The organism is Maribacter luteocoastalis, assembly GCF_048890225.1.
GTDB classification, from domain to species: domain Bacteria; phylum Bacteroidota; class Bacteroidia; order Flavobacteriales; family Flavobacteriaceae; genus Maribacter; species Maribacter luteocoastalis.
The window spans coordinates 716640-742151 of sequence record NZ_JBMFZG010000001.1 but is presented as its reverse complement, the minus strand read 5'-3'; the positions used below and the strand labels follow the sequence as shown (position 1 = coordinate 742151).

Annotated in this window: 22 protein-coding genes and 1 tRNA gene; 13 read left to right on the top strand and 10 right to left on the bottom strand. The window is 38.1% G+C overall.

Features of this window, described 5'->3' with window-relative positions; all coding sequences use genetic code 11:
* Positions 1-354 precede the first annotated feature (354 nt).
* On the top strand, positions 355-1734 hold the full coding sequence (locus ACOCEA_RS03195) for a methylmalonyl-CoA mutase subunit beta (protein ID WP_420754749.1): 1380 nt from the start codon (positions 355-357) through the stop codon (positions 1732-1734).
* A complete protein-coding gene (gene scpA / locus ACOCEA_RS03190; RefSeq protein WP_420754748.1) occupies positions 1727-3886 on the top strand; it encodes a methylmalonyl-CoA mutase in 2160 nt (719 codons plus the stop codon). Before ACOCEA_RS03195 ends, scpA begins: the two co-directional genes overlap by 8 nt.
* A 75-nt stretch (positions 3887-3961) precedes the next feature.
* Here the strand turns inward: scpA and ACOCEA_RS03185 are convergent, their stop codons facing one another.
* Entirely contained in the window at positions 3962-5206 is a 1245-nt protein-coding gene (locus ACOCEA_RS03185) for an MFS transporter (RefSeq protein ID WP_420754747.1), read from the bottom strand.
* Between the two features lie 160 nt (positions 5207-5366).
* On the opposite strand from ACOCEA_RS03185, the gene ACOCEA_RS03180 reads away from it, so the two are divergent.
* Positions 5367-5960, top strand: a complete 594-nt coding sequence (locus tag ACOCEA_RS03180; RefSeq protein ID WP_420754746.1) for a RidA family protein — start codon at positions 5367-5369, stop codon at positions 5958-5960.
* An 18-nt stretch (positions 5961-5978) separates the two neighbouring features.
* Here ACOCEA_RS03180 and ACOCEA_RS03175 read toward each other — a convergent pair whose 3' ends face one another.
* The 3 genes from ACOCEA_RS03175 to ACOCEA_RS03165 form a co-directional block, all read right to left on the bottom strand.
* The gene (locus ACOCEA_RS03175; protein WP_420754745.1) at positions 5979-7112 is read right to left on the bottom strand and encodes a glycerate kinase; all 1134 of its coding nucleotides are present in this window, start codon (positions 7110-7112) and stop codon (positions 5979-5981) included.
* Between the two features lie 423 nt (positions 7113-7535).
* A tRNA-Arg gene (locus ACOCEA_RS03170) sits at positions 7536-7607 on the bottom strand.
* An 83-nt stretch (positions 7608-7690) separates the two neighbouring features.
* Entirely contained in the window at positions 7691-8404 is a 714-nt protein-coding gene (locus tag ACOCEA_RS03165) for a hypothetical protein (RefSeq protein WP_420754744.1), read from the bottom strand.
* Positions 8405-8873: 469 nt separating this feature from the next.
* Between ACOCEA_RS03165 and ACOCEA_RS03160 the strand changes: the two genes are divergently transcribed.
* The 9 genes from ACOCEA_RS03160 to ACOCEA_RS03120 all read left to right on the top strand — a co-directional run bounded on the left by ACOCEA_RS03160 (position 8874) and on the right by ACOCEA_RS03120 (position 18904).
* A complete protein-coding gene (locus ACOCEA_RS03160; protein ID WP_420754743.1) occupies positions 8874-10325 on the top strand; it encodes an arginine decarboxylase in 1452 nt (483 codons plus the stop codon).
* Between the two features lie 26 nt (positions 10326-10351).
* Entirely contained in the window at positions 10352-11290 is a 939-nt protein-coding gene (speB, locus tag ACOCEA_RS03155) for an agmatinase (protein WP_420754742.1), read from the top strand.
* A complete protein-coding gene (locus ACOCEA_RS03150) occupies positions 11280-12254 on the top strand; it encodes a deoxyhypusine synthase family protein (RefSeq protein WP_420754741.1) in 975 nt (324 codons plus the stop codon). The genes speB and ACOCEA_RS03150 overlap by 11 nt, the downstream gene beginning before the upstream one ends.
* Positions 12255-12256: 2 nt before the next feature.
* Positions 12257-12577: a hypothetical protein gene (locus ACOCEA_RS03145; RefSeq protein WP_420754740.1), complete on the top strand. Its 321-nt coding sequence runs from the start codon at positions 12257-12259 to the stop codon at positions 12575-12577.
* A gap of 122 nt (positions 12578-12699) precedes the next feature.
* The gene (locus ACOCEA_RS03140) at positions 12700-14226 is read left to right on the top strand and encodes a bifunctional GNAT family N-acetyltransferase/carbon-nitrogen hydrolase family protein (RefSeq protein WP_420754739.1); all 1527 of its coding nucleotides are present in this window, start codon (positions 12700-12702) and stop codon (positions 14224-14226) included.
* A gap of 2 nt (positions 14227-14228) precedes the next feature.
* Positions 14229-15596 carry a 30S ribosomal protein S6--L-glutamate ligase gene (rimK, locus tag ACOCEA_RS03135; RefSeq protein WP_420754738.1) on the top strand — a complete coding sequence of 456 codons (1368 nt, stop codon included), beginning with the start codon at positions 14229-14231 and terminating at the stop codon, positions 15594-15596.
* Positions 15597-15945: 349 nt separating this feature from the next.
* Positions 15946-16998, top strand: a complete 1053-nt coding sequence (locus tag ACOCEA_RS03130) for a DUF4421 family protein (RefSeq protein WP_420754737.1) — start codon at positions 15946-15948, stop codon at positions 16996-16998.
* Positions 16999-17145: 147 nt separating this feature from the next.
* Positions 17146-18036 (top strand): cation diffusion facilitator family transporter, encoded by an 891-nt coding sequence (locus tag ACOCEA_RS03125; RefSeq protein WP_420754736.1) that lies wholly within the window; start codon positions 17146-17148, stop codon positions 18034-18036.
* 106 nt (positions 18037-18142) lie between these two features.
* On the top strand, positions 18143-18904 hold the full coding sequence (locus ACOCEA_RS03120) for an SDR family oxidoreductase (RefSeq protein ID WP_420754735.1): 762 nt from the start codon (positions 18143-18145) through the stop codon (positions 18902-18904).
* A 60-nt stretch (positions 18905-18964) separates the two neighbouring features.
* Here ACOCEA_RS03120 and ACOCEA_RS03115 read toward each other — a convergent pair whose 3' ends face one another.
* Together ACOCEA_RS03115 and ACOCEA_RS03110 are read right to left on the bottom strand one after the other, a co-directional pair.
* A complete protein-coding gene (locus ACOCEA_RS03115) occupies positions 18965-19918 on the bottom strand; it encodes an NAD-dependent epimerase/dehydratase family protein (protein WP_420754734.1) in 954 nt (317 codons plus the stop codon).
* Positions 19919-19960: 42 nt separating this feature from the next.
* On the bottom strand, positions 19961-20116 hold the full coding sequence (locus ACOCEA_RS03110) for a hypothetical protein (protein WP_420755030.1): 156 nt from the start codon (positions 20114-20116) through the stop codon (positions 19961-19963).
* Positions 20117-20469: 353 nt separating this feature from the next.
* Between ACOCEA_RS03110 and ACOCEA_RS03105 the strand changes: the two genes are divergently transcribed.
* Positions 20470-20961 carry a nuclear transport factor 2 family protein gene (locus ACOCEA_RS03105; protein ID WP_420754733.1) on the top strand — a complete coding sequence of 164 codons (492 nt, stop codon included), beginning with the start codon at positions 20470-20472 and terminating at the stop codon, positions 20959-20961.
* 52 nt (positions 20962-21013) lie between these two features.
* Here ACOCEA_RS03105 and ACOCEA_RS03100 read toward each other — a convergent pair whose 3' ends face one another.
* The 4 genes from ACOCEA_RS03100 to ACOCEA_RS03085 form a co-directional block, all read right to left on the bottom strand.
* Positions 21014-21709, bottom strand: a complete 696-nt coding sequence (locus ACOCEA_RS03100; RefSeq protein ID WP_420754732.1) for a hypothetical protein — start codon at positions 21707-21709, stop codon at positions 21014-21016.
* A 129-nt stretch (positions 21710-21838) separates the two neighbouring features.
* Positions 21839-22213: a hypothetical protein gene (locus tag ACOCEA_RS03095; protein WP_420754731.1), complete on the bottom strand. Its 375-nt coding sequence runs from the start codon at positions 22211-22213 to the stop codon at positions 21839-21841.
* 127 nt (positions 22214-22340) lie between these two features.
* Positions 22341-23150, bottom strand: coding sequence for a Rossmann-fold NAD(P)-binding domain-containing protein (locus ACOCEA_RS03090; protein ID WP_420754730.1), 810 nt, complete (start codon positions 23148-23150; stop codon positions 22341-22343).
* A complete protein-coding gene (locus ACOCEA_RS03085; protein ID WP_420754729.1) occupies positions 23143-25428 on the bottom strand; it encodes a M28 family peptidase in 2286 nt (761 codons plus the stop codon). The genes ACOCEA_RS03090 and ACOCEA_RS03085 overlap by 8 nt, the downstream gene beginning before the upstream one ends.
* Between the last annotated feature and the right edge of the window lie 84 nt (positions 25429-25512).

Genomic DNA, 25512 nt, shown 5'->3' with positions numbered 1-25512 from the left:
CCAATATATGTAATCGATTACGCAAAGATAAATATTTTTAAGGAATCTACAATAATTTTACCTATTAAATGACATAAACCTTAAAAAAAGACTACTATTTTAAACAGTGTACAATTATGTAATGCTTTTTTAATGAAAAAATAGGGCAGCACTAAGATTTATTTATGTAAACGGTTGGTTTTGAATTATAAAGAATATTTTATTTTCTATAATATTCTACAATTATTTTAGAACGATAGGCATATTAATTAGCAACAGTTTTGTATTTGTATCTTTGGGTAAGGATTTACTTAGCTATATTTCTAAAGTCGCGCGTAATATTCGGTCTTTATCTAAAATATTAATTTCAAGTTCATGAAAGGTATTAACTTATTTAGTGAGTTTCCTGAAATCTCCACTAAAGCTTGGAAACAAAAAATACAATATGACTTAAGGGGTGCTGATTACAATGACACCTTAGTTTGGGAATCACCGGAGGGTATAAAGGTGAAACCATTCTACAATATAGATGATACTAAGGAGAATGTTTTTGCAACCACAGTACAAAACCATTCATGGCTTGTAGGACAAACTATATATGCCGGTAATGGTCAAATGGCCAATAAAAAGGCCAAAAATAGTGTAAGTAGAGGTGTAGAGTGCTTAAGGTTTATTGTTCCAAACGACACGGTCGATCCCAATATCCTTCTTCATACTATAGATGTAAACAAAACGGTGGTTTGTTTGGAGTTGCAATTTGTATCTGAAAATTATGTACAGACCTTAAAGGAAACATTTGGGCCAAATTATGATGCACTATATATCCTTGTGGATATCGTTGGAAACTTATCTCGTTCCGGAAATTGGTATTATAATCTAAACCAAGACCATGGAATTATAGATAGATTGCTAAAATTGGAAAGACTTCAATATTTAAGTGTAGATGTAGCGCTATACCAGAATGCAGGAGCAAACCTTTCACAGCAATTAGGTTATGCCATGGCCCATGCCAATGAATATTTAGAAAAGTATCATGACAATGGAAAACTAGACCAACTAAAGGGTTTTGTGTTCAAGATAGCTGTTGGAAGTAATTATTTTTTTGAGATAGCGAAGCTTAGGGCACTGCGTTGGCTTTGGAAATCCGTTTTAGAGGCATATGCCTTAGACATACCCTGTTATATTATTGCGAGTCCATCCAAACGAAATAAGACATTGTATGATTATAACGTGAATATGTTGCGTACCACATCAGAATGCATGTCTGCCATACTAGGAGGGGCGGATATGATTGTTAATTTACCCTACGATTCTATATACCATAAGGATAATGAATTTGCCGAACGCATGGCTATCAATCAACTCTTGTTACTGAAGGAGGAAAGTCATTTTGATAAAGTAGGGAATCCTGCTGATGGCTCATATTACATAGAGTCATTAACCAAACAAATGGCAGAAAAGGGCTTACAATTGTTCAAATCGATAGAAATGGGCGGGGGGTTCTTAAAACAATTGAAAAATCATACCATCCAATCCAAAATAAGGGAGTCTGCCAATAAGGAACAAGAAAAATTTGATGCTTTAGAAAAGGTTTTGGTCGGGACTAACAAGTACAAAAGTGATATTGATAAAATGAAGCAGGAACTGGAACACTATCCTTTTGTGAAGATCAAGTCCAGAAAAACCCTTATAGAGCCTATTATAGAAAAACGTTTGGCAGAACAAAAGGAACAGGAACGTTTAAAAAATGAGTAGAAAAGACTTCAATAATTTGCATCTGAGTAATCCTGGGCCTTGTCATGAGGAGCGCGCAGCTGAATCGTATAGTGCTGTAGATGTATACACAACATCGGAAAAAATTCCACTAAAGAGAAAATATTCTGCATTTGATATAGATGGGCTAGAACACTTAAATTTTGCAGCAGGTATTCCGCCCTACTTAAGAGGACCTTATTCCACAATGTATGTGGGAAAGCCATGGACGATTAGGCAGTATGCAGGGTTTTCTACCGCTGAGGAAAGTAACGCCTTTTACCGAAGAAATTTAGAAGAGGGCCAAAAAGGCTTGTCAGTCGCATTTGATCTTCCTACTCACCGCGGTTATGACAGTGATCATGATAGGGTGGTAGGTGATGTTGGTAAAGCGGGTGTTGCCATAGATACCGTAGAGGACATGAAAAGGTTGTTTCAGGATATTCCTTTGGATAAAATGTCAGTTTCTATGACCATGAACGGTGCTGTTCTTCCTATTATGGCTTTTTACATTGTTGCCGCTGAAGAACAAGGGGTTTCAATAAAAGACCTAACGGGAACCATACAGAATGATATTTTAAAGGAGTTTATGGTCAGAAATACCTATATATATCCGCCAGAACCTTCTATGCATTTAATAGCGGATATTTTTGGGCACACCAGTAAGTACATGCCCAAATTCAATAGTATTAGTATTTCTGGATACCATATGCATGAAGCCGGCGCTCCTGCCAATATGGAGTTGGCCTATACCTTGGCAGACGGACTGGAATATATCAGAACAGGGCTTAAAGCAGGTTTGAATATAGATGAATTTGCCCCACGTTTGTCTTTCTTTTGGGGAATTGGCATGAACCATTTTATGGAAATTGCGAAACTTAGGGCGGCACGTATATTATGGGCCAAACTTGTTAAACAATTTAACCCTAAGAACGATAGGTCTCTGGTATTGAGAACGCATTGCCAGACTAGTGGTTGGAGCCTAACCGAACAAGACCCCTTTAATAATGTCGTCCGTACCACAATAGAAGCTATGGCCGCAGTTTTTGGTGGCACCCAAAGTTTACATACCAATGCTTTGGATGAAGCCATTGCACTGCCAACAGATTTTTCGGCCAGAATAGCAAGGGAAACACAAATTTACTTACAAGAAGAAACTATGATTACTAAAACGGTGGATCCTTGGGCAGGAAGTTATTATGTAGAAAAATTAACCGAGGAATTAGCAGCAACTGCTTGGGAGCTTATACAAGAAGTAGAGGAATTGGGAGGAATGACCAAGGCTATTGAGGCGGGGATACCAAAAATGAGGATTGAAGAGGCTGCCGCTAGAAAACAGGCAAGAATAGATAGTGGACAGGACGTTATTGTTGGGGTAAACAAATATAGGGTAGTTGATAAGGAGGGTTTGCAGATATTGGAGGTAGATAACCAGGAGGTGAGACGGCAACAAATACAAAAGCTGGAACAAGTTAAAAAGGAAAGAAATCAATCTAAGGTAGAAAAATCACTTCAGGCATTGGAGCAATCAGCCAAAGCACGATTGGACGGTTCTGCAAACGCTGAAAATTTATTAGCTTTAGCAGTAGAAGCAGCAAGGGCAAGGGCAACCTTGGGTGAAATTAGTGTTGCGCTGGAAAAGGTATTTGGACGGCATAAGGCAAAAATAAATTCGGTTACAGGAGTGTATTCAAGAGAAATAAAAGAAGATGCTAGCTTTAAAAGGGCATGTACATTAGCAAATGAATTTGCAGAACAGGATGGCCGTAGACCTCGCATTATGATTGCCAAAATGGGTCAAGACGGTCATGACCGAGGAGCAAAGGTTGTGGCCACAGCTTATGCAGATATTGGTTTTGATGTAGATATAGGCCCGCTTTTTCAAACCCCAAAAGAAGTGGCCAAACAGGCAGTGGAAAATGATGTTCATATACTTGGAATTTCCTCATTGGCCGGAGGACATAAAACACTTGTGCCTGAAGTTATAGAGGAGTTAAAGAAATATGGACGTGAGGACATAATGGTGATTGTAGGGGGGGTAATTCCTAAAAAGGATTATGAATTTTTAAGGAATGCCGGGTCAACGGCTGTTTTTGGACCAGGAACAAAAATCAGTGAAGCAGCTATACAATTATTGGAGTTGTTAATTAACTAAGTAGCTCATAAACAAAAAATTAAAAAAGGCAGAACAATTACTTGTTCTGCCTTTTTTATATGATTATAGCTATGGTTACGCTGTGGCCATTTCTACTTCACTATTTTTATTTTTCAACCAAAAATATAGTATGGTGAAAAGAACTATCAAGATTGCTGGAAAAAGGACCATTGTTGACAAAGTTTCCTGTCCAGAAACAAGTTCTAATTCGTCACCTGTTAGGCCTTGGGCAGATGCGGCAGCTCTGTCAGCATCGATCCATCCACCAATTATTGGTTGAAAGATAGAAGTAGAAAACATACCGATGGCACCTATAATAGACATTCCCAAAGCTCCAGTTTTGGGTGTTTTGGTTGCTGTTAGACCAATCATATTTGGCCAGAAGTAAGCAATACCTAATGCAAATATTACCGCTGCTACATACGCCATTGCCCCAGTTTGTGTACTAAATAAATAAATACCTATTGTGGCTAAAATAGCAGAGCCCAAAAGTACGCCCGTTTGGTTAAATTTTGCCACCATGTTTCCTCCAAAGAATCTGGCTACTGCCATTAAACCTGCCGTTAATGCCAAAATCAATGTTGGTTCTGCCCCACTCTTAGAAAGGATTAGTCCAACCCACTGGTTAGGTCCAAATTCAGAAATAGCGGTTAGTGCCATACAAACCGCGATAAATAGGAATAATGGTGTAAACATACCTTTTAAATTTCCACTTAATGTTGCGGCTTCTTCAATTTTTGCTTTAGGCCAAGTTTGTCCGAAGAATAAATAAGCATAAATAACAGCTGGAATTAAAAGCAACCATACTTGACTTTGTCCAGTAATGCCAAAATCTGTCATAAAGCCTGATAGTAAGCTTCCTACTGCGATACCTCCAGGAAACCACATGTGGAATCGATTTAGCATTTTGCTCATTCGAGTACCTTTATATGCATCGGCAATCATAGGGTTACAAGCGGCTTCAGTACAACCATTACCTAAACCTATAAGAAGGTTCGCTATCAATAAACCCATGTAACTACCTGAAAAAATAAGTAATATGATACCAACAGTGTGTGCGAAAAATGCAAATTGCATAATCATTTTACCACCAACTTTGTGATATATTAATCCACCTATTACCATGGCAATAGGGAATCCGGCAAACCACATTGAGGTTATTAGTCCTGCTTGACTCGCAGTTAATTCCAATTCTGTTTTAAGTTGGTCTAATATGCCTGCAGCAATTGCAAAGGAGAAGGCCGTGGTAATCAGTGCAAAACAACTGGCATAAAACAGCCTATTTGCATTTACATTAGAAGTTGCGGTTGAACTTTCCATATTTTATTTGGTTTAATTATTTTGGTTAATGCGCTAAACTAATAAAAATGAAATAATATCTATGATTTTTTAACGAAATGATACTTTCTTAAGCGTATGTATTGATATTTTTAACTTTCTAAGTAAGAATGAATAACTTTTCTCTATAAAACTGAACGTCATGGCCTCAATATTTAAAGACTCTTTATCATATTTGTTAGTTTTTATAGTATCACTTATTGCCTTAACTAGCTGCAATTCAACTATTGATAAACCATTGAGGGATAACTTCACCTCGGAAATTCCTGAAAATTATAATCCAGAAGCCAATTTATCAGTTTTGGATATCTCCCTTAGGGACCAAGGGATACCGGTTGCCAATTATGTACATGCCATAAGGAGTGGAAATTTATTGTTTCTAGCAGGAAAAGGGCCAAAACAGGCAAATGGTGAGAATATAGTAGGTAAATTGGGTGCTGATTTAGATATTGAAGAAGGATACCAAGCCGCAAAGGAGGCAGGCATCAATCAATTATCTGTACTAAAGGCTGAACTAGGAAATTTAAATAGGGTGAAAAGAGTCATTAAAGTTACCGGTATGGTGAATGCCATACCAGAATTTAAGGATCACTCCAAAGTTATAAACGGATATTCTGATTTGATGGTTGCTGTTTTTGGTGAAAATGGGAAACATGCTAGAGCTGCAGTAGGTATGGGTTCTTTGCCGGGTAATATGGCTGTTGAAGTGGAGATGGTTGTTGAGGTTTGGGAATAGGTTATTTTTAAATCCAAATCAGAAGGTTTGTTTTAAAAGCTTGGCAAAGTTGTATGCAGCATGTACTAAATTAGCATAAGCATTGGCCATGGCTTCATCCAAATTAGAAACTCCCTGTACTATAGAAACAGCATAATCAAGTCCAAATTCTTCCTGTTCGGCTATGGAAATTTCCATGGCGCCACAGAAAGCAGCTACCGGAATGTTTCTTTTTTTAGCAGAATTTAGTACCCCATGAATTGTTTTTCCAGATAAGGTTTGTCCGTCTAATTTACCTTCACCTGTAATAATCCAATGGGACCCTTTGATTTTTGTATCAAAATCAACAATTTCTTTTATCAACTCTATCCCTGAAGTTAAACTGGCATTTAAAAAAACACGGGTACCTGCACCCAATCCTCCAGCTGCACCAGCACCTTCTATACCTTGTATATTACTGTAGAATTGCTCGTCTAGGACTTGTGCCATGTTTTTTAATCCATCATCCAATTTGACAATATCTTCCTTTGTTGCCCCTTTTTGCTCAGCATAAATATAGGCTGCCCCATTATCCCCAAATAACGGGTTGGTTACATCACAGGCAACCTTTACCTTAACATTATTAAGTCTTTGGTCTTTGTTGGAAGAAGATATCCTGTTTACATGAATCAAATTTTCTCCTATTGGTAGGAGCATATTTTCATTATTATCATAAAACTCAAAACCTAATGCCGTGGCCATTCCCATACCACAATCGTTGGTAGCACTACCTCCAATTCCTAAAATGATTTCTTTGGCACCGCGATTAAGGGCGTTCGAAATAAGTTCGCCAGTACCCAAAGTGGTTGTTCGCATGCAATTACGTTCTTCTTCCTTGAGCAATCTTAAACCAGAGGCTTCGGACATTTCAATATAGGCTATTTGGTTTTTTCTCGAATAGAGATATGAAGCTTTAATAGGGCGGAAAAATGGGTCATTTACGGTATGGGATATCGTTTCTCCTTCTATATAGTGCTTTACAACATCCATAGTGCCGTCACCACCATCTGCCAATGGCAATTTTAGTATTTCCGCATTTGGGAAAACTTTTCTCAATCCTTCTTCCACGGCACCACAAAATTCAAAGCCAGTTAATGAATCTTTAAATTTGTCTGGTGCAATAACGAATTTCATGACTAGTGTTTTAGCTCAAAATATTGGGTAAATATAGACTTAATAGAGCATTGCGGATTTAATAATCCATTTGGATGATTTCCTGTTTTCTAGAGCTATGCAATACCCAAAAACAAAATTAAGGGAAAAGTTGAGTAAAAGCATGGGTCTTAAAACTGAAAAGTAGCCCTGGCAAGAAATAACTTCGTTGTTCTTATTGTGGCAACGTCTAAAAACACTCTTAGCGAAGTAACACTACCCTAACTTCAATAAAAAAAGGAAAGTAAATTTACCTTTTTTTATTGTCAGTCAGCTGCGGCCTTTGGCGTACATGCGAGTGCCTATTTGTAGCCCCGGCAAGAATCATTTCGGCTGCGCTCAATATAAACCTCGATTCAAAAGCTTCGCTTTTTACGTGATTCGAATGTTTGTATCACTACTTTGTAGCCCCGGCAAGAATCGAACTTGCATCTAAAGTTTAGGAAACTTCTATTCTATCCATTGAACTACGGGGCCAATAAATAGGAGGGCAAAAATAAAATATTTTATGGATAATATGTTTAAAATAATGGGCTAGTTTAAAAACGGTACCATCAGCATTAATTTCTACTGGTCCAAATCTCGTACATAGGTTCACCTTTACTGTTAATGCCGGTATGGTGCCAGTCTTTTTCTTTTATCTCATAATTAAATTTTAAAGTAGCGCCTACACGTGTATTATCTCTTGAAAAATACTCTATATTCTCTGTGTAAATCCCATCTTCAGAGGTAAAACTCCCCCCACCTGTACCTGAAAATTGCATAGTTTCTGTTTGGTAGGCTATCCATTGAAACCGCCCATCCATCAGAAATTTTAGGGTCTTTCGGGCATTTTCCTCACCGCGGCGTTTTTGCCCAGAATCTGGCCCACGTGTAGCGAACAACCATTGGCCATCTAAATCTTGTGATAAGGATTCTAGTTTTTGAAACTCTATTTCCGAGTCTGTAGTTGTTAACTTCAATCCATTTTCAATTATGCTAAAAGGTAGGTTTAATTCCCTTACAGCATCGGCTTCAAAATTACTATTAAACGCTACTATTAATTTTAAAGTGTTATCGTCTATGGAATAAAAACCGCCTACTGTTTTTATAAAAGTAGCAGGCTTTTTTTTGTAGATTGAATAAATTAAATAGTCATCACTTATTTTTAATTCGTGATTTATATTTTGATCTACGGCCTTGTAAACTCCAGGTATAATTTGAGCCTTTAATGAGAAGTTCGTGTAAAATACTATCAATAGTATTACAAGATGGCCTTGTTTTATTGTTCTCATAGGTTATTTTTTTAAATTTAAGTTTAAATTTAAGTCATTGACAGTAAATGTATTACATCGTATATTTTAAATTTAAGTCATTATTATTAGTCAATAATCGTAAATTTTTACAAAAAACTTGTTTTTCCATTTTTTTTGTTTTCATTTGTGCCCTCAAAATTGATAAAAACAATTTTGAAATTTCAGACTTTTAGCTGAACATCGTGAAATTTGTTTCTATGTTCGGGCTCTGGGGAATTAGGAAGTCAATACCCAAAGCTGCTTATCAGATGAGTGACCGAATTTTAAAGCTAACTTCCGAATTTTGTAGTGAAATTGTGCAGAGTCAGCACAACTACTTCTTTATACCTACTACACAAGAACAGATTCTTATCTGATATTTTCAGTAATGATGTTTTTTTAACGTTAACAGTAGTTAACTTTTCTTTTTTTTTACCGAAATTCTCACTTTTAAAATTTAAGTTTTTAAATGAATACCAAATACATTGATCTTATAGATCAAACTTATTTTTTCCCACAAGAGGAATTTACCCTTGATGGAGATAACCTCCAATTTCATAATATTCCCCTAAAAGACCTTATTGAAGAGTATGGGAGTCCATTAAAATTCACCTATTTGCCAAAGATATCTGAGAATATTGGCAGGGCAAAAAATTGGTTTGCCAATGCCATAGAGAAAAATGGGTATAAAGGGAAATACCACTATTGTTATTGTACCAAAAGTAGCCATTTTCAACATGTTATGCATGAGGCTTTAAAAAACGATATCCATATAGAGACATCTTCTGCCTTTGATATAAACATTGTTGAGAAATTAAAGGCAGATGGCAAACTAAAGGACGATGCATATGTTATCTGCAATGGTTTTAAACGTGATCAGTACATAGAGAATATAGGGAGATTGGTCAATAATGGCCATAGTAACTGTATTCCTATTATAGATAACTATGAAGAAATAGATCTACTGTCCGATGTAATTGATGATACCTTTAAAATAGGAATCAGAATAGCATCTGAAGAAGAGCCGAAGTTTGAATTTTATACCTCTAGGTTAGGGATTGGCTACAAAAATATTGTTCCATTTTATGAGAATCAAATTAAGGATAATGACAAGGTAGAATTGAAGATGTTGCATTTCTTTATTAATACCGGTATCCGTGATAATGCCTATTATTGGAACGAACTTGTTAAATGTTTAAAGGTCTATGTGCGTCTTAAAAAGATATGCCCATCATTGGATAGCTTAAACATCGGCGGTGGTTTTCCTATTAAAAACTCCTTGGCCTTCGATTATGACTACCAATATATGATCAATGAGATTCTAAACCAGATCAATATAGCATGTGATGAGGCAGGGGTCCCGGTTCCAAATATTTTCACGGAGTTTGGGAGCTTTACGGTTGGTGAGAGTGGTGGTGCGATTTATGAGATTTTGTACCAAAAACAGCAAAACGATAGGGAAAAATGGAATATGATAGATTCCTCTTTTATTACTACCCTTCCAGACACTTGGGCTATTAACAAACGCTTTATTATGCTGCCTATTAACCGTTGGAACGATGAATATGAGCGTGTGTTGTTGGGCGGACTTACATGCGATAGTGATGATTACTATAACAGCGAGCAGAACATGAACGCCATTTACCTGCCAAAATATAGAAGAGATAAACCCCTTTATATTGGTTTTTTTAACACGGGTGCCTATCAAGAGACTATTGGTGGTTTTGGTGGTTTACAACATTGTTTAATTCCTCAACCGAAGCATATTTTAATAGATAAAGACGAAAAAGGAAATCTGGTGACTACCCTTTATAGTCCACAGCAAACTTCTGAAGAACTTTTAGATATTCTTGGGTATGGTGAAACACCAACAGAATCAAAGTCAAAAAACAGTAAAAAATCAAAAGCAACAATTAACTAATTTAAACTAGTATAAATCTTTAAAGAATGAGTACATCTAAGAATTATGCAGGTATACCTGATCAATTCGCACAATTGGAAACGGCCAAAGTAATTTTAATTCCTGTTCCTTATGATGGAACCAGTACTTGGGGCAAAGGTGCCGATAAAGGCCCAAAGGCATTTTTAGAGGCTTCTGAGAACATGGAGCTTTATGACATTGAAACCGGTTCAGAGGTATATGAGCAAGGTATTTATTTGGCCAATGCCATTGTAGAGAACAGTTCTCCGGAGGCAATGGTTAATGCTGTACACAAGACCACAAAGGATTTTATAAAACGAAATAAATTTGTAACCTTGTTCGGTGGGGAGCATTCTATTTCCATTGGCACTATTCGCGCTTTTAATGAGTGTTTTGACAACCTTACGGTGCTACATATTGATGCACATGCCGATCTTAGGGAATCATATGATGGCACTAAGTTTAACCACGCCTGTGCAGTTCATGAGGCTAGCCAAACCACTAATTTAATTCAAGTGGGCATACGGTCTATGGATGCCATTGAAAAAACATTCATGGATGACGAGAAGACTTTCTTTGCGCATGATATGGTAACTGATGAATATTGGATGGACAAGGTTATTGAGGCGATGACAGATAATGTGTTCATCACTTTTGACCTAGATGCTTTTGACCCATCAATTTTACCTGCTACAGGTACCCCAGAACCCGGTGGGTTGTTTTGGTACGAAACTTTAGAGTTCTTAAAACAGGTTTTTGAGGAAAAGAACGTGGTAGGCTTTGATATTGTTGAGCTTTGCCCAAATGAAGTGGACAAATCATCAGATTTCTTGGCGGCAAAATTATATTATAAGATGTTAAGTTATAAGTTTCAGGGAGAAGATGCCGGTGATGAATATGACAATACATATGACGTGGATTACAAATCCAATAACAATCTAAAATTCAATGACGATGAGGACTAAGGGTGCCATTTCAAATTTCTTGGAGAAATACTACCTACACTTTAATGCTGCCGCTTTGGTAGATGCTGCAAAAGGGTATGAGGACCAATTGAACAATGGTGCTAAAATGTTGGTTTCCTTGGCAGGTGCCATGAGTACTGCCGAGCTTGGTAAGATCTTTGCAGAAATGATACGTCAAGATAAGGTCGCTATCATTTCTTGTACAGGGGCCAATTTAGAGGAGGATATTATGAACTTGGTAGCACATTCACATTATAAACGTGTTCCCAATTATCGTGACCTAACCCCACAAGAGGAATGGGACTTATTGGAAAAAGGTTTAAATAGGGTTACCGATACCTGTATTCCAGAGGAAGAGGCCTTCCGAAGGTTGCAAAAACATATTTTCGAAATTTGGAAAGATGCCAATGACAAGGGAGAACGTTACTTGCCACATGAGTATATGTATAAAATGTTACTGTCAGGAGTGTTGGAGGAATACTATGAGATAGATTTAAAAGATTCTTGGATGTATGCCGCGGCTGAGAAAAACGTACCAATTATCTGCCCAGGTTGGGAAGATAGTACCATGGGCAATATCTTTGCTTCCTATGTTATGAAAGGGGAGTTAAAGGCATCAACCATGAAATCGGGTATTGAGTACATGACCTTTTTGGCAGATTGGTATACCGATAATTCTGAAAATGGAATAGGTTTTTTCCAAATTGGTGGTGGTATTGCGGGTGATTTCCCTATCTGTGTCGTACCTATGTTATATCAAGATATGGAACGTACAGATACGCCTTTTTGGAGTTATTTTTGCCAAATAAGTGATAGTACCACAAGTTATGGTTCCTATTCTGGCGCAGTGCCCAACGAAAAAATAACATGGGGGAAATTAGATATAAACACCCCTAAATTTATAATAGAAAGTGATGCAACTATTGTTGCGCCTTTGATTTTTGCTTACCTTTTGGACATGTAATTATGGAAAGAAACCCAAATTTAAAAAAAGTAATCGTCGATTTTAAAAAGTTGACACCAGAAGTACTAAAGCTTTTGGTAGAACGCTACCCAGATGGGTATGACGATCGTAACATCATTTCATTTAAAAATGGTCAAGGCGAACGTATAGAGGCTGTTGAAGTGCTTACCGAGGACACCAAATATCTTGTTAAGATTAGTGCCAAGCTAGAGTACACGATGGAAAATTATGATGAGGATGATTATGAAGACTTTGATGATGATGATCCAGATGCTGTAGTTGAGCCAAATCCGGAGGATATGGTAGATGGTGACGACGATTAGGTTTAAAGATTCTTGCCCCTTTAAATTAACTGATTACAACTTTTAGGAGCATGCAAGTGCTTCTGATTACTTTTTATTGCCCTAAACGAAATGCTTATAATTATCCAATTTGGTTATTATAGATGAAAATTGAGGATATTGAAAATATAGAATTAAAGTTCTTGGATCTAGATGACTACCAAGAGCTTAAGACTGCTATGATTTCTGCCTATACCAATATGCCAGGTGCCTATTGGAAAGAGGAGCACATAAAATCTTTAATAGAAAAATTTCCGGAAGGTCAAGTGGTCATAAAGATCAATGGGGAGTTGGCTGGTGTGGCATTGTCCATTATTGTGGATTATGAAATTTACGGTGATGTACATACCTACAAACAAATCACCGGTAATTATTCCTTTAATACCCATAGTAATGAAGGGGATGTGCTCTATGGCATAGAAGTGTTTATAAAGCCCCAGTTCCGTGGATTGCGTTTAGGGCGTAGGTTGTATGATTATCGCAAGGAGCTTTGTGAGAAACTGAATTTAAAAAGTATTTGTTTTGGGGGAAGAATGCCTAATTATCATAAATATTCAGATGAGCTAACCCCTAAGGAATATATTGATAAAGTGCGGAGAAAGGAAATTCATGATCCGGTACTTAATTTCCAGATAAGCAATGATTTTCATCCTGCCAAGGTCATGAAAGGGTATTTGGAGGGGGATGCTGCTTCCAATGATTTTGCCATTTTAATGGAGTGGGATAATATCTATTATCAAAAACCATCTGAAAAGGCCGCCACTAAAAAGAAGATAATCCGTTTGGGCTTGATCCAATGGCAAATGCGCCCCTATAAGGATTTGGACGAATTATTGCAACAGGCAGAATATTTTGTAGACGCCGTATCTGGGTACAGGTCAGATTTTGCCCTTTTTCCAGAGTTTTTTAATGCCCCTTTAATGGCAAAGGACAACCACCTGTCTACACCTAATGCCATTCGGGAATTGGCAAAACATACCGAGGCCATAGTGCAGAAGTTTTCCGAGTTTTCCATTTCATATAACATCAATATTATCACGGGCAGTATGCCAGAAATGATAGATGGCAGGCTTTATAATGTGGGCTATTTATGCAGGCGAGACGGTAGTATGGAGCGTTATGAAAAGCTACATGTTACCCCAGATGAGGCAAAGGTATGGGGTATGCAAGGCGGTAATCAATTGAGGGCATTTGACACAGATTGTGGAAAAATCGGGATTCTTATTTGTTATGATTCCGAATTTCCAGAGCTGAGTAGGATTCTTGCCGATGAGGGTATGGATATTCTTTTTATCCCTTTTTTGACCGATACCCAAAACGGATATTCCAGGGTGCGTAACTGTGCGCAAGCGAGGGCAATAGAAAATGAATGTTATGTGGCCATTGCCGGTAGTGTAGGCAATTTGCCTAATGTTCAGAACATGGATATACAGTTTGCGCAGTCCATGGTATTTACCCCTTGTGATTTTTCGTTTCCCACAAACGGTATAAAGGCAGAGGCTACACCAAATACAGAAATGATCTTAATTGCCGATGTTGATATAGATTTATTAAGGGAACTAAACCAATTTGGCGCCGTACGAAATCTAAAGGACAGAAGAACGGATATATTTGAACTAAGAAAAAAATAAGATTGGAAAATTTAAGGATTATTGGTAGTGAGGAATGGTGTGTTTTTAAGGATTTGGGAGTACCCGCTATTAAGGCAAGGGTAGATTCCGGTGCCAAGACATCGTCCATACAGGCTACCAACATTAAGATTGTTAATAAAGGTGCCCAGGAATGGGTAAAGTTTGAGGTAAACCCCCTGCAAGAGAACAGGAGTATCGCCCTTATGTGCGAGGCCCGTTTGGTAGACCGTAGAATGGTTAAAAGTTCTAGCGGTATTGCTGAGGAACGTTTGGTGGTACGTACTCCGGTAACCTTGGGCAATGACACCTTTGATATAGAGCTTACCTTGGCGAATAGGGATACCATGGAGTTTCGTATGCTGTTGGGGAGGGAAGCCTTGACTGATAGGTATATGGTAAACCCTGCCATAAACTATCAGATACAGGATTTTTCGGAGGAGCAGATCAACACCAAGTACAAACCCTATTTTAAGGAGAAAACAGGCCTTAAGATTGCCTTGTTGGCGAGCAACCCCAACTTATATAGTAATAAACGATTAATAGAAGCGGCAGAGGCACGCGGGCACGAGATTGTATTTTTGAACGTGGAATTGGCGTACATGAAATTGGATGCGCATTCGCCAGAGATACGCTACCGTGGTGGGAATATCCTAAAGGAATTTGATGCTGTAATACCGCGCATAAAACCAGCGGTTACGTTTTATGGGTGTGCCTTGATACGGCAGTTTAATAACCTAGGGGTATATTGCCAGAATTCGGCAGAATCCATTACGCAGTCCCGGGACAAGCTTTTTGCCTCCCAATTGTTCTCTAAGAACGATATCCATATACCCATTACTGGCTTTGCCAAATCACCTATGGATACCAAGGACCTGATCAAAATGGTAAACGGGGCGCCCTTGATCATAAAACTTTTGGAAAGCACCCAAGGAAAAGGAGTGGTTTTGGCAGAGACCAATAAGGCGGCGGAAAGTGTGATCAATGCCTTTAAAAGTGTGAACACCAACATTTTGGTACAGGAATTTATTAAGGAGGCCAACGGGCAAGATATACGCTGTTTTGTTGTAAATGGCAAGGTGGTGGCCAGTATGCAGCGCCAAGCGGAAAAAGGCGAGTTTAGGGCCAATATCCACCAAGGCGGAAAGGCTTCTATTATAAAGATTACCCCAGAAGAAAAGAAACTGGCCTTAAAGGCTGCCAAGGTATTGAACTTGGCTGTTGCAGGTGTAGATATCATCCGCTCCAATAAAGGCCCCCTGTTGTTGGAGGTAAACTCCTCCCCAGGCTTGGAAGGTATAGAAAACGCAACGGGCAAGGATATTGCCAATGAGATGATCCGCGCCATAGAAAGGAAACTAAAGTTTAGTTAGAGAAAAAGAATATCCTGATAAGAAAAGAGCCCCTGCCATTTTGGTAGGGGCTCTTTTTATGCTTATAAATTAATATGCAAGGTGTTGTTTGAGACTCCTGTTTATTTGTAGGATTTTTAAGGCAGTTCCCCTTTTTAAATAACAATGCATACAAAAGATCACTTGAGGTAGTGTTATATATATCTTAGGCTGCCACATGAAAGGATTCGTGCGACAACTTATGGATTCGTGCGGTAGCTCACTGGGAATTCATAAGGTAGGTTCTAAACTGAAAATTTGTAACTTAAAACCTCTTTTGTATGGGCATAGGAATTGGCTAGCCTTATTCATGCCAAAAGCATTTTAAAGGATGGAAATAAAATATATATTCCAAGCTAAATCTACATGTAAGATCTTCCTTGCGGGGGTAGCCTTGTGCTTATCCGGTATTGGAATCCAAGCCCAAACCCAAGATTCGGTTGCTGTAATCGAAGATGGCTGGATCAAAAAGATGGACGATAATATTGCTATGGATATTTCATTAAACAACGCCAAAGAAATCTTTGAGGTGCGTTCCCCCAACCAAAATATCATTATTCACCCAAATGCCGATATCAACTTACGATACAGCCTAAATTATAAGTTTATTTCCTTGGGCTTTCAAATGGCTCCCGATTTTATCCCCGGAAATGGGGATGAGGATAGTAAAGGGGATACCAAATCCTTTAGTCTGGGCACCACCCTAATATTAAAGCACAGCTTTTTTGAGCTCTCCTACGTTAAAGTAAAAGGATTTTATTTGGACAATACGGATGATTTTATGGCACGTCTCCCCGGTGATCCCTATATTCAATTTCCAGATCTGCGCTATAAGGCCTTTTCCATCTCTTCCGGATATTACAATAACTCCCGTTTTTCGTTTAAAAGCCTCACCTCACAAACAGAACGACAGCTAAAGAGTGCAGGGAGCTTTATTCCTATGTTTAATCTTAGATACTACATAGTGGATGATCAGTCTTCCATATCCGACACACAAAAATCCAATAATTGGGAAGCAAGCATTGGTCCTGGCTACGCCTATACCTTTGTGGCCCAAGAAAAATTTTATGCTTCGGTAGGGGCCCAGGCCAACCTAGGCTATTTGAATACTAAACTTACTACCAGGCAACCTACGGGAGACGTAATTTCCAATCAGGATAACTTTTTGTTCCGTTGGGACGGTAAAGTAGGTGTGGGCTACAATGGTAACACATTTTATACGGGTCTCTACACCACCCTTTCGGGTACGCAATACAAGCAGGAGGGCACCACCGTACGTAATTTTGATACTCGTGTGTATCACCATCTTTTTTTAGGCATCCGAATCAAGGCTCCCGATTATTTGAAGCGTAAGGTGTCCCAATTTGAGCAGCGTTTTCTTTAACGATCATACCAAGGTAAAAACTACCCACCCTCAAGGCAAAAAAAAATACCAGAAGGTAGTACATTTGAGGGCAGCGGCCCGCTTTGGGTATCTTTTGTGTAGGCAAGAGGTCTATATGTTGTGCCGTTTCCGGGAAACCCAATGAAAATGAAGAACGAACAAACAGCGATCAGGACTACTTATTTCAGTATCATAGGGAATACCTGTTTGGCCTTGGTCAAAGGGTTTGCAGGTTTCTTTGGGAATTCCTACGCACTTATTGCAGATGCCATTGAATCCACAACCGATATTTTTGCCTCGTTATTGGTATTGTTCGGCCTAAAGTATGCCAAACGGCCAGCGGACAAAAACCACCCCTACGGCCATGGAAAAATAGAGCCTTTGATTACCTTTTTGGTGGTCGCTTTTTTGGTGACCTCCGCCACTATAATTGCCTACGAGAGTATAGAGAATATACAAACGCCCCATAAAGTACCCAAACCTTGGACCTTGATTGTGTTGGGGATAATTATTCTATGGAAGGAAATATCGTATAGGATAGTACTAAAAAAGAGCAGGGAAACCAATAGTACTTCATTAAAGGCGGATGCTTGGCACCACCGTAGCGATGCAATAACATCGGTGATGGCTTTTATAGGGATATCCATTGCGATTATTTTCGGTAAGGGTTATGAAACAGCTGATGATTGGGCAGCTTTGTTGGCATCGGTCTTTATTTTGTACAACAGTTACCTTATTTTTAGACCTGCCTTGGGAGAAATTATGGATGAGCATCTTCATGATGATATTTTAGAGGAAATTAGGGAGGTTTCCACCAAGGTAGACGGTGTCTTGGGAACGGAAAAGTGTTATGTCCGCAAGGCGGGCATGAAGTATCATGTAGATTTGCACGCCATGGTAGATGCCGATATTTCGGTACGCGAAGGGCACGAGATTGCACACCGGCTGCAGGATTATTTAAAAAAGGAATTACCGAATTTGGAGCATGTCTTAATTCATATAGAACCCGATGATATGGTTCCGGAAACCCATTCCTAACCATTTACAACCGGTGCCAAGAATGGATTTGACTTCATAATCCAAGGATTTGGATACATGTACCAAATCTATAGTGCCGAAATTTGACAAAACAAAAAATAGTAATATGAATACCAACAAAATTGCTTTAATAACCGGAGGAAGTAGGGGACTGGGTCGCGATATGGCTTTGAGCATGGCCAAAAAGGGCCTGGATGTGATCATTACTTACCATAACAACAAAAAAGCTGCAGAAGAAGTCGTATCCCAAATAGAGGGCTTGGGTGTAAAAGCCTTCACCCTGCAATTGGATACGAGCAAGGTTTCTACCTTTGATGCCTTTTTTAAAAAGCTTGAAGTTAACTTAGAGCAGAGCATGGGAAGCGATACCATTGATTTTCTCGTCAACAATGCGGGGACAGGTATTTACAAACCTTTTACGGAAACTACCGAAGCGGATTTTGACGAGATGATGAATGTGCATTTAAAGGGAGTCTACTTTCTAACCCAAAAAGCCTTGAAGTACTTAAAAGATGGCGGGGGTATTGTTAATATTTCTTCGGGATTGGCACGTTTTACCTTTCCAAAATCATCTGCCTATGCATCTATGAAAGGTGGTGTAGAAGTCTTTACCCGATATTTGGCCAAGGAACTAGGGGATAGAAAAATAAGGGCCAACGTAGTGGCACCTGGGGCCGTTGCTACCGATTTTGGCGATGGCGAGAATAAGACCAATGAGCAAAAAAGAAAAATGGTTGCCAATGTAACGGCTCTGGGACGGGTAGGGGAACCCGAGGACATTGGTGGTTTGGTGGCTTTTCTATGTACGGAAGACGCACGTTGGATCAATGGGCAACGTATTGAGGCTTCGGGAGGAACCATGTTGTAAAATAGTGATAAATTGGCCCGTTTCTATTGCTGCGGAGGGAGATGGTATGTTGACTCTAAATCAGTTGGTTTGTTGCTTTTTAAGGTTGGTCAACATAGTTTCCGTAGTTCGTTGCAAATTAAAATCGGCTTGCCAGTTCCAATCCTTCCTTGCTTTGGAATCGTCTATACTACTTGGCCAAGAATCGGCAATGGCCTGCCTAAAATCGGGCTCGTAATCTATTTTGAAATCAGGAATAAACTGCTGAATGCTCTTGGCCATATCCTCTGGGTTAAAACTCATGGCCGATAGATTATAGGAAGAACGTACTCTAATAGTTTCGGTGTTTGCTTCCATAATCTGTAATGTAGCTTTTATGGCATCGTCCATAAACATCATGGGTAAAGCAGTATCTTTCTTTAAGAAACAGGTGTATTGACCTTGGGAAAGTGCTTTGTGGTAGATTTCTACCGCATAATCGGTAGTCCCGCCACCTGGCATTGTTTTCCAGCTAATAAGCCCTGGGTAACGGATGCTTCGTACATCAACATTAAACTTCTTATGGTAATATTCGCACCAACGTTCTCCAGATTGCTTACTTATCCCATATACGGTACTAGGTTCCATAATGGTATTTTGGGCTGTATTTTCCTTTGGGGTATTTGGTCCGAAAACGGCAATGCTCGATGGCCAGAAAATTTTATCCACTTTCTTTTCCTTGGCTAAGTTCAACACATTAAAAAGGGAGTTCATATTTAAGTTCCAAGCCCTCATGGGAAATTTTTCTGCAGTGGCACTCAACATAGCGGCCATCAGATATATTTCATTGATCTCATAATAGGCAATAACCTCTTCTAAAGCATCGTAATTGGTTGCATCCAAGATTTCAAATGGACCGGATTGCATTAGATTTTCACTTCCTTCACGTATGTCACTTGCAATAACATGGTCATTTCCAAATTTTTCTCGTAAAGCGAGTGTAAGCTCTGTTCCTATTTGACCGCAAGCACCAAGTATCAGTATATATTTTTGCATTAAAAAAGTAGTTAAAAGCGTATTGGGTAAAGATACCTTTTCTTAAAATTTGTACATTCGTTGCATGCCAAAAAAGCACATTTTTCTTCTCATCATTTTATGCGTACTATCCTGTAAGGATACCCCTGCAGATATTGTTAGCACTGCAGAAACCGGTTGGGAAAGTATAACAGGTAAGCTCCCTAATAAAAATACGATAAACCCTAAAGCAAAGGCTATTATACTGAATTGGAAGGAATTTGATGCATTTGAAAAGAGTTTTGACCAAATCTATACAAGTGAATATCGAGAGGATTTTGTGCTTGTTATCGAAGACTTAATAGAAAAACAAAAAGCATTGGAAAGTGGCGTTTATCCCAAGGAGTTTGACATACCACAAATTAAGGGACGCCAAAAGGTGCTAAAAACCTATATTCTAAAAACAAAGGGCAATTTGGAATATAGACAAAACCCGAAAGCTTCCATTTTGGAAATGATTGGGGCTTTTAATGCTTTGCGGGAACAATTTAACATTACGGTAAACTATATTCTACCAAAAGATTTGATCACAGATGAAAAAAAATAACCTAATATTTTTCTTTTTGACGTTATGTGTTTTTGTACAGGGCCAAACTAAGGACAGTATTGCCAGTACTTTGGATGCATGGCATTTGGCTGCCAGTAATGCCAATTTTGATGCTTATTTTGGGCTAATGACAGAGGATGCCATTTTTATTGGAACCGATGCTACCGAGAACTGGGGCTTTGAGGCTTTTAAGACCTTTTCAAAACCTTATTTTGATAGGGGAAAAGCATGGAGTTTTACTGCCATCGAAAGGAATATTTTTATAAATGAGACAGAAGACATTGCATGGTTTGATGAACTTTTAAACACCCAAATGAAAATTTGTAGGGGTTCTGGCGTGTTAAAAAAAGTAGATGGCCATTGGATGGTTGCCCATTACGTACTTTCTATAGCTGTGCCAAATGAGTATGTAGATGAACTTGTAGAACTCAAAAAAGTCAAGGACGATTCACTTATAATAAAACTGTCCAAAAACTAAAAAAGCGGAACATTGTGTTCCGCTTTTTTAGTTTTAAATCTTTTATAGATTATTATTTAGGCGTGTCAGCACCCTCTTTTCTAGAAGTAAGGGCTTGCTTGCTTAAACTGGCCAAATTAAAATTAGGATCAATGGCAAGTGCTTCATCAAGTATAGCAATGGCAGCATCTATATTGTCCTTGTCGTTGTTATACTTTATCAGGCCTTTTAAATGCAAGAAAGCGGCTTTTAAAGGGACTTCGTAAGGTTGTTGACGCTCGTAAAAAGCATATTTCATATCGTCTTTGGCATTCGCAATACCATAATCTACGTGTGTCATGGCGCTAGTATTTTCACCCAGCTGAATATTTAGATCTGCCAATTCATAAGCCAAATAAGCATTAGGGGTTCTTGTATTCAAGATCTCGAATTGTTCCAATGCACGTTTTGGCTGGTTCAATGCTTTTAGGGATATGGCCTTCACCTGTACTGCCAAATCAGTATCGGTATCCACTTTTTCTATACCAATGGTATTTAAGGCCTGCAAATGCTGGTTGTCATTAGCATAGATATATGCAAGGGTATCTCTTCTCTCTTTGGACGGGGATAATACGTTTAAGTGTGTAAGCGCATTGATAATGCCATCAACATCACCCTGTAGCCTCATCTCATTGTAAAAAGCCTCATAATGTTTTTGAAGCTCACTTTTGGTTTGTGCAAATCCGGATAGGTTAGTCGCCAAGAAAAGCAAAACAATAATTTTTTTCATTTTTTATCGCGTTTTGGTGCGCTAAACTATTAAAATATTCCATAAGATCTTGTTAACGAAAACATTAATTACCATAAAAACAAAAAGACACATAAAAGTGCCTTTCTTTAGTTATTTGCTTTTCTTGGTTTATACCAAAATATATTCCTGTTCTTTTTGGGTGAAAGATTTAAGTATTTGGGCATAGAATCCTAAACTTTTATGGTCTCGTTCAATACAAGATTTCAAGAAGTTCTTTAGATTGCCAAAAAGTAAATTAGTGGGTACTATGGGTATGTTAATATTCATTTTTCCAGGTTGGTATGCCGTATCATCTATAACAATATCCATTTTAATCCGGTGTCTGTGATAATCAATATGGACATTAGTAGCATTATAATACTTTTTTAAAAGTAGAATATGTAGCTGTGTGAATCGTTTACTTCCCATGGGGCCTTTACAACTTTGGGTAATTAGGTTTTCTAAGTCTAATAAAATTTTCCCTTTAACGCTGGATTTTTTCATGATATAAGTATGTATTGATGTACTTAAAGTTAAATATATTTTCACTTAACTACCTGATAAACAGATAAATATTAACAGGAAAACTGTATTTTGTTGTGAACTATTTAAAAAATGTGGTGAATCACATTTAAATAGAGGTTAAAAATCCGTAATTAATAGTAGTTAAAAACTTACAAACAATGATTTTTTGATTATGTTTCCCGGTATCTGCTTGATAATGTGGTGGTTCAATGCCTCTTTTTAAGGCTTCTTGGGTATAATATTCTTCTTTTGAAGGATGATATGGATATACGGCATTTATAATTTTATCGGGTTTATCCATGGTCATTACCTTGGCAATAATACCAATACAATCATTTAAATGAATTAGGTTTAGCGGAGCGTTCCCATTAGTAAGATTTTCCTTGCCCGATAACATAGTTATGGGGTGCCTATCTGGACCTATTAGTCCGCCAAAACGAATTACAGTGGTTATCACGTGTGGATCTTCCAAGAATATTTTCTCAGATTGCAACAGCTGTTTACCGGATTCTGTATTGGGCGTAGGAATGGAATCTTCATACACCTTACCTTCCAAATCACCATATACCGATGTGCTACTTGCAAAAATCACCTTTTGTATGGGTGTGTTTTTTAGTGCAGCATGAACCAAGCCCATTTTTTTAATATAATTTTCTTTGTGCCCTTTTCCCCGTAGTCTTGGTGGTATATTAATTATCAGGGTTTGTAAGTTAGCCAGAAACCCATCCATATCACCTGCTATTATATTTTCTGAAATAGTGATGTGAAAGGGAATAATCCCTGCTTCCTTCAATTTGTTTAATTTATTTATGCCAGTGGTGGTTCCATAAATGGTAGACCCATTGGCAACCAATTGTTTGGCCAAAGGGAATCCCAACCATCCACAGCCTAAAATTCCTATATTTTCCTTATTCAAAGTCAATTTTTTGTATGGTTATTATCGCATCGTTCAACACAAAAGGCATTGGAATATTTTTAATAGGACGTTGTGGAACAGTAAATAACGGATTGGTCAATAAATCATTTGATGCCTCATAGAGCGTAAGTTCTAGAGGGTCATTCTTTGATATCTCTAGGGTTAAGTCAGTATACGTATTGTCTGTTATATAATGCGTAATCAACCTGCCATTGTTTCTATTGTCAAGATAATAGGGTGAAAGTTCTACTTTGTTTACTACTGCCTTATGAAAGGCAATATCATTGGTAAATATTTCCAAACGGTTAACGTTGCGTTGTGGTGTTATACATACTTCAATATGTCTTTTATCACCAATTATAGTATCCTTAAATATATCAATTTTTGGGGTTGCTATCACTTTCCATGGTGCATCTGATATATACGTGAAACCAGAACGGTATTTACTGCTTATGGTCTTTGTATTGCGTGTGTCGGCAGGTTTTTTATTCTCACCTATGTATTGTGCTGTCCAGTCAGAAACCTGATTTTCATAGGTTGCCCACGTCGCTTTTTTAGTATCAATGTCCATAACATAGACCAAACTGGTGGGTTTGCTATTTTCTTCTGTGAAACCAGAATCCATATGTGCCGAGACCATAAATCCTATAGCCAAAAAGAAACTTAATAGGCCAAGGGCCCTTTTGTTTCTAAATCTGGTAAAGAGCGGTAATAACAAAAAGAACGTGAGTGTAGTAAATAAAGTTGATGCAACCATCATTTTTAGCCCAAGAGCTATAGGGAACAGTTGTATTAAAGGTGAGAAAATGAATATCGTGGGAAGGCATAGGAATACCAAAAGAAAAGCATTTGGGTTTTTTTGGTTGATAAGAATATATAAGGCTACCAAGGTTGCATACACGGGGATTATAAAATAAGAGGCTCCATTTAGATAGTTACAAACACCTCCGCAGAGCACTAGCCAAAATAGTAGAGGTGCTACTAAAAGGTTAGGTGTTTTTACCACTTTTAGTTTATGGTACATATAAAAACAAGCCCCAATGGAAAAGAATACAAAGGCAAAAATGTAGGCGTGACCGTTATATGTGAATCCTTGTAAAATATCTTCATAACCAGGATATATCCATTTAAGTAAAGGCCAGCTATAAAAACCGACCAGGCCATTAATACTAAGAGCGGCCAATAAAGGAATAAAGCCTTTTAAAATGTCTTTCCCGTTCAATAATTTTTTTCTGAAGCCTTGAATTAAAATGACCAAAAATCCAATGACCCCTATTCCTAACATTTTCCAAATCCAATCAAATGGGTAGGAAATAGTTTTAAAGAAGGGGATATTAAAATATACAGTGTCTTTTAGACTTCTTATCGTACCCAAATCTATTTCACTAAAATGGGTAAGCATTGGCATTAGGTTATTCCCTTGGTGGGCCAGTGTGTTTCGATCTAATCTTTCATAGTTATCTTTCGCGGTATGATAATCATAATGATCATCTATAAACGCAAAATTAAAACCATCTATATCTGCACCTTCCCTAAAAACGGTAAGATCGGTATCATTGGGAAGCATTTTATAGATGCTGTATGCCAAGGAAGTGGCCACCGGATATTTAAGATCAGCTTTTATGAATTCCTTAATCAGGTTGTTATTGCCACGATTGGTCTCCAGTAACATAATTCCAGGACCACCACTGCCACGGGCCTCAAAATTGATAACCAGCCCAACATCTTTGGTCCATGGATGCTCACTTACAAATAAGTCGGCGCCGTTTAGGCCTAATTCCTCAGCGTCGGATATTAAAATGATAATATCGTTTTTGGGTTGTTTATTTTGTGCCAAAAAAGCCCTAATGCCCTCTAAAATGGTTGCCACACCGCTACCTGCATCACTGGCACCAAGGGCAGAATGTGGATTACTGTCGTAATGACTTAAAAGTAAGAGCGCTTTTCCATCTCCGGAGCCTTTTATACGGGCTACTATGTTCATTGCTTTACTCAAATTTCCCCAATCACCCGCAGTATATCCTTCCTGAACTGAAGTTGACAAGCCCAATTTTTCCAATTCTGAAATGATGTAAGCACGTACCTTATTATGGGCAGGAAACCCAACAGCATGTGGTTCTTTGGAAATTTCTTGAACATGTTTCAGCGCCTTATCTGTTGAAAAGGAAGTTTCAACACTATCTAAATCTGCCTTATAATTGGGCATTGAGGTTTTAATACTCCAAAAAACAGCTAAGACCAGTAACAGCAGCGTAATAACAGAAGTAGTTTTTTTCATTGGTATTTGGTTCTGTCTAAAATTATGAAATATTAGGGGCATAGCATATTACAACGAGTTTTTTTAAGAATTTCATTATTTTTC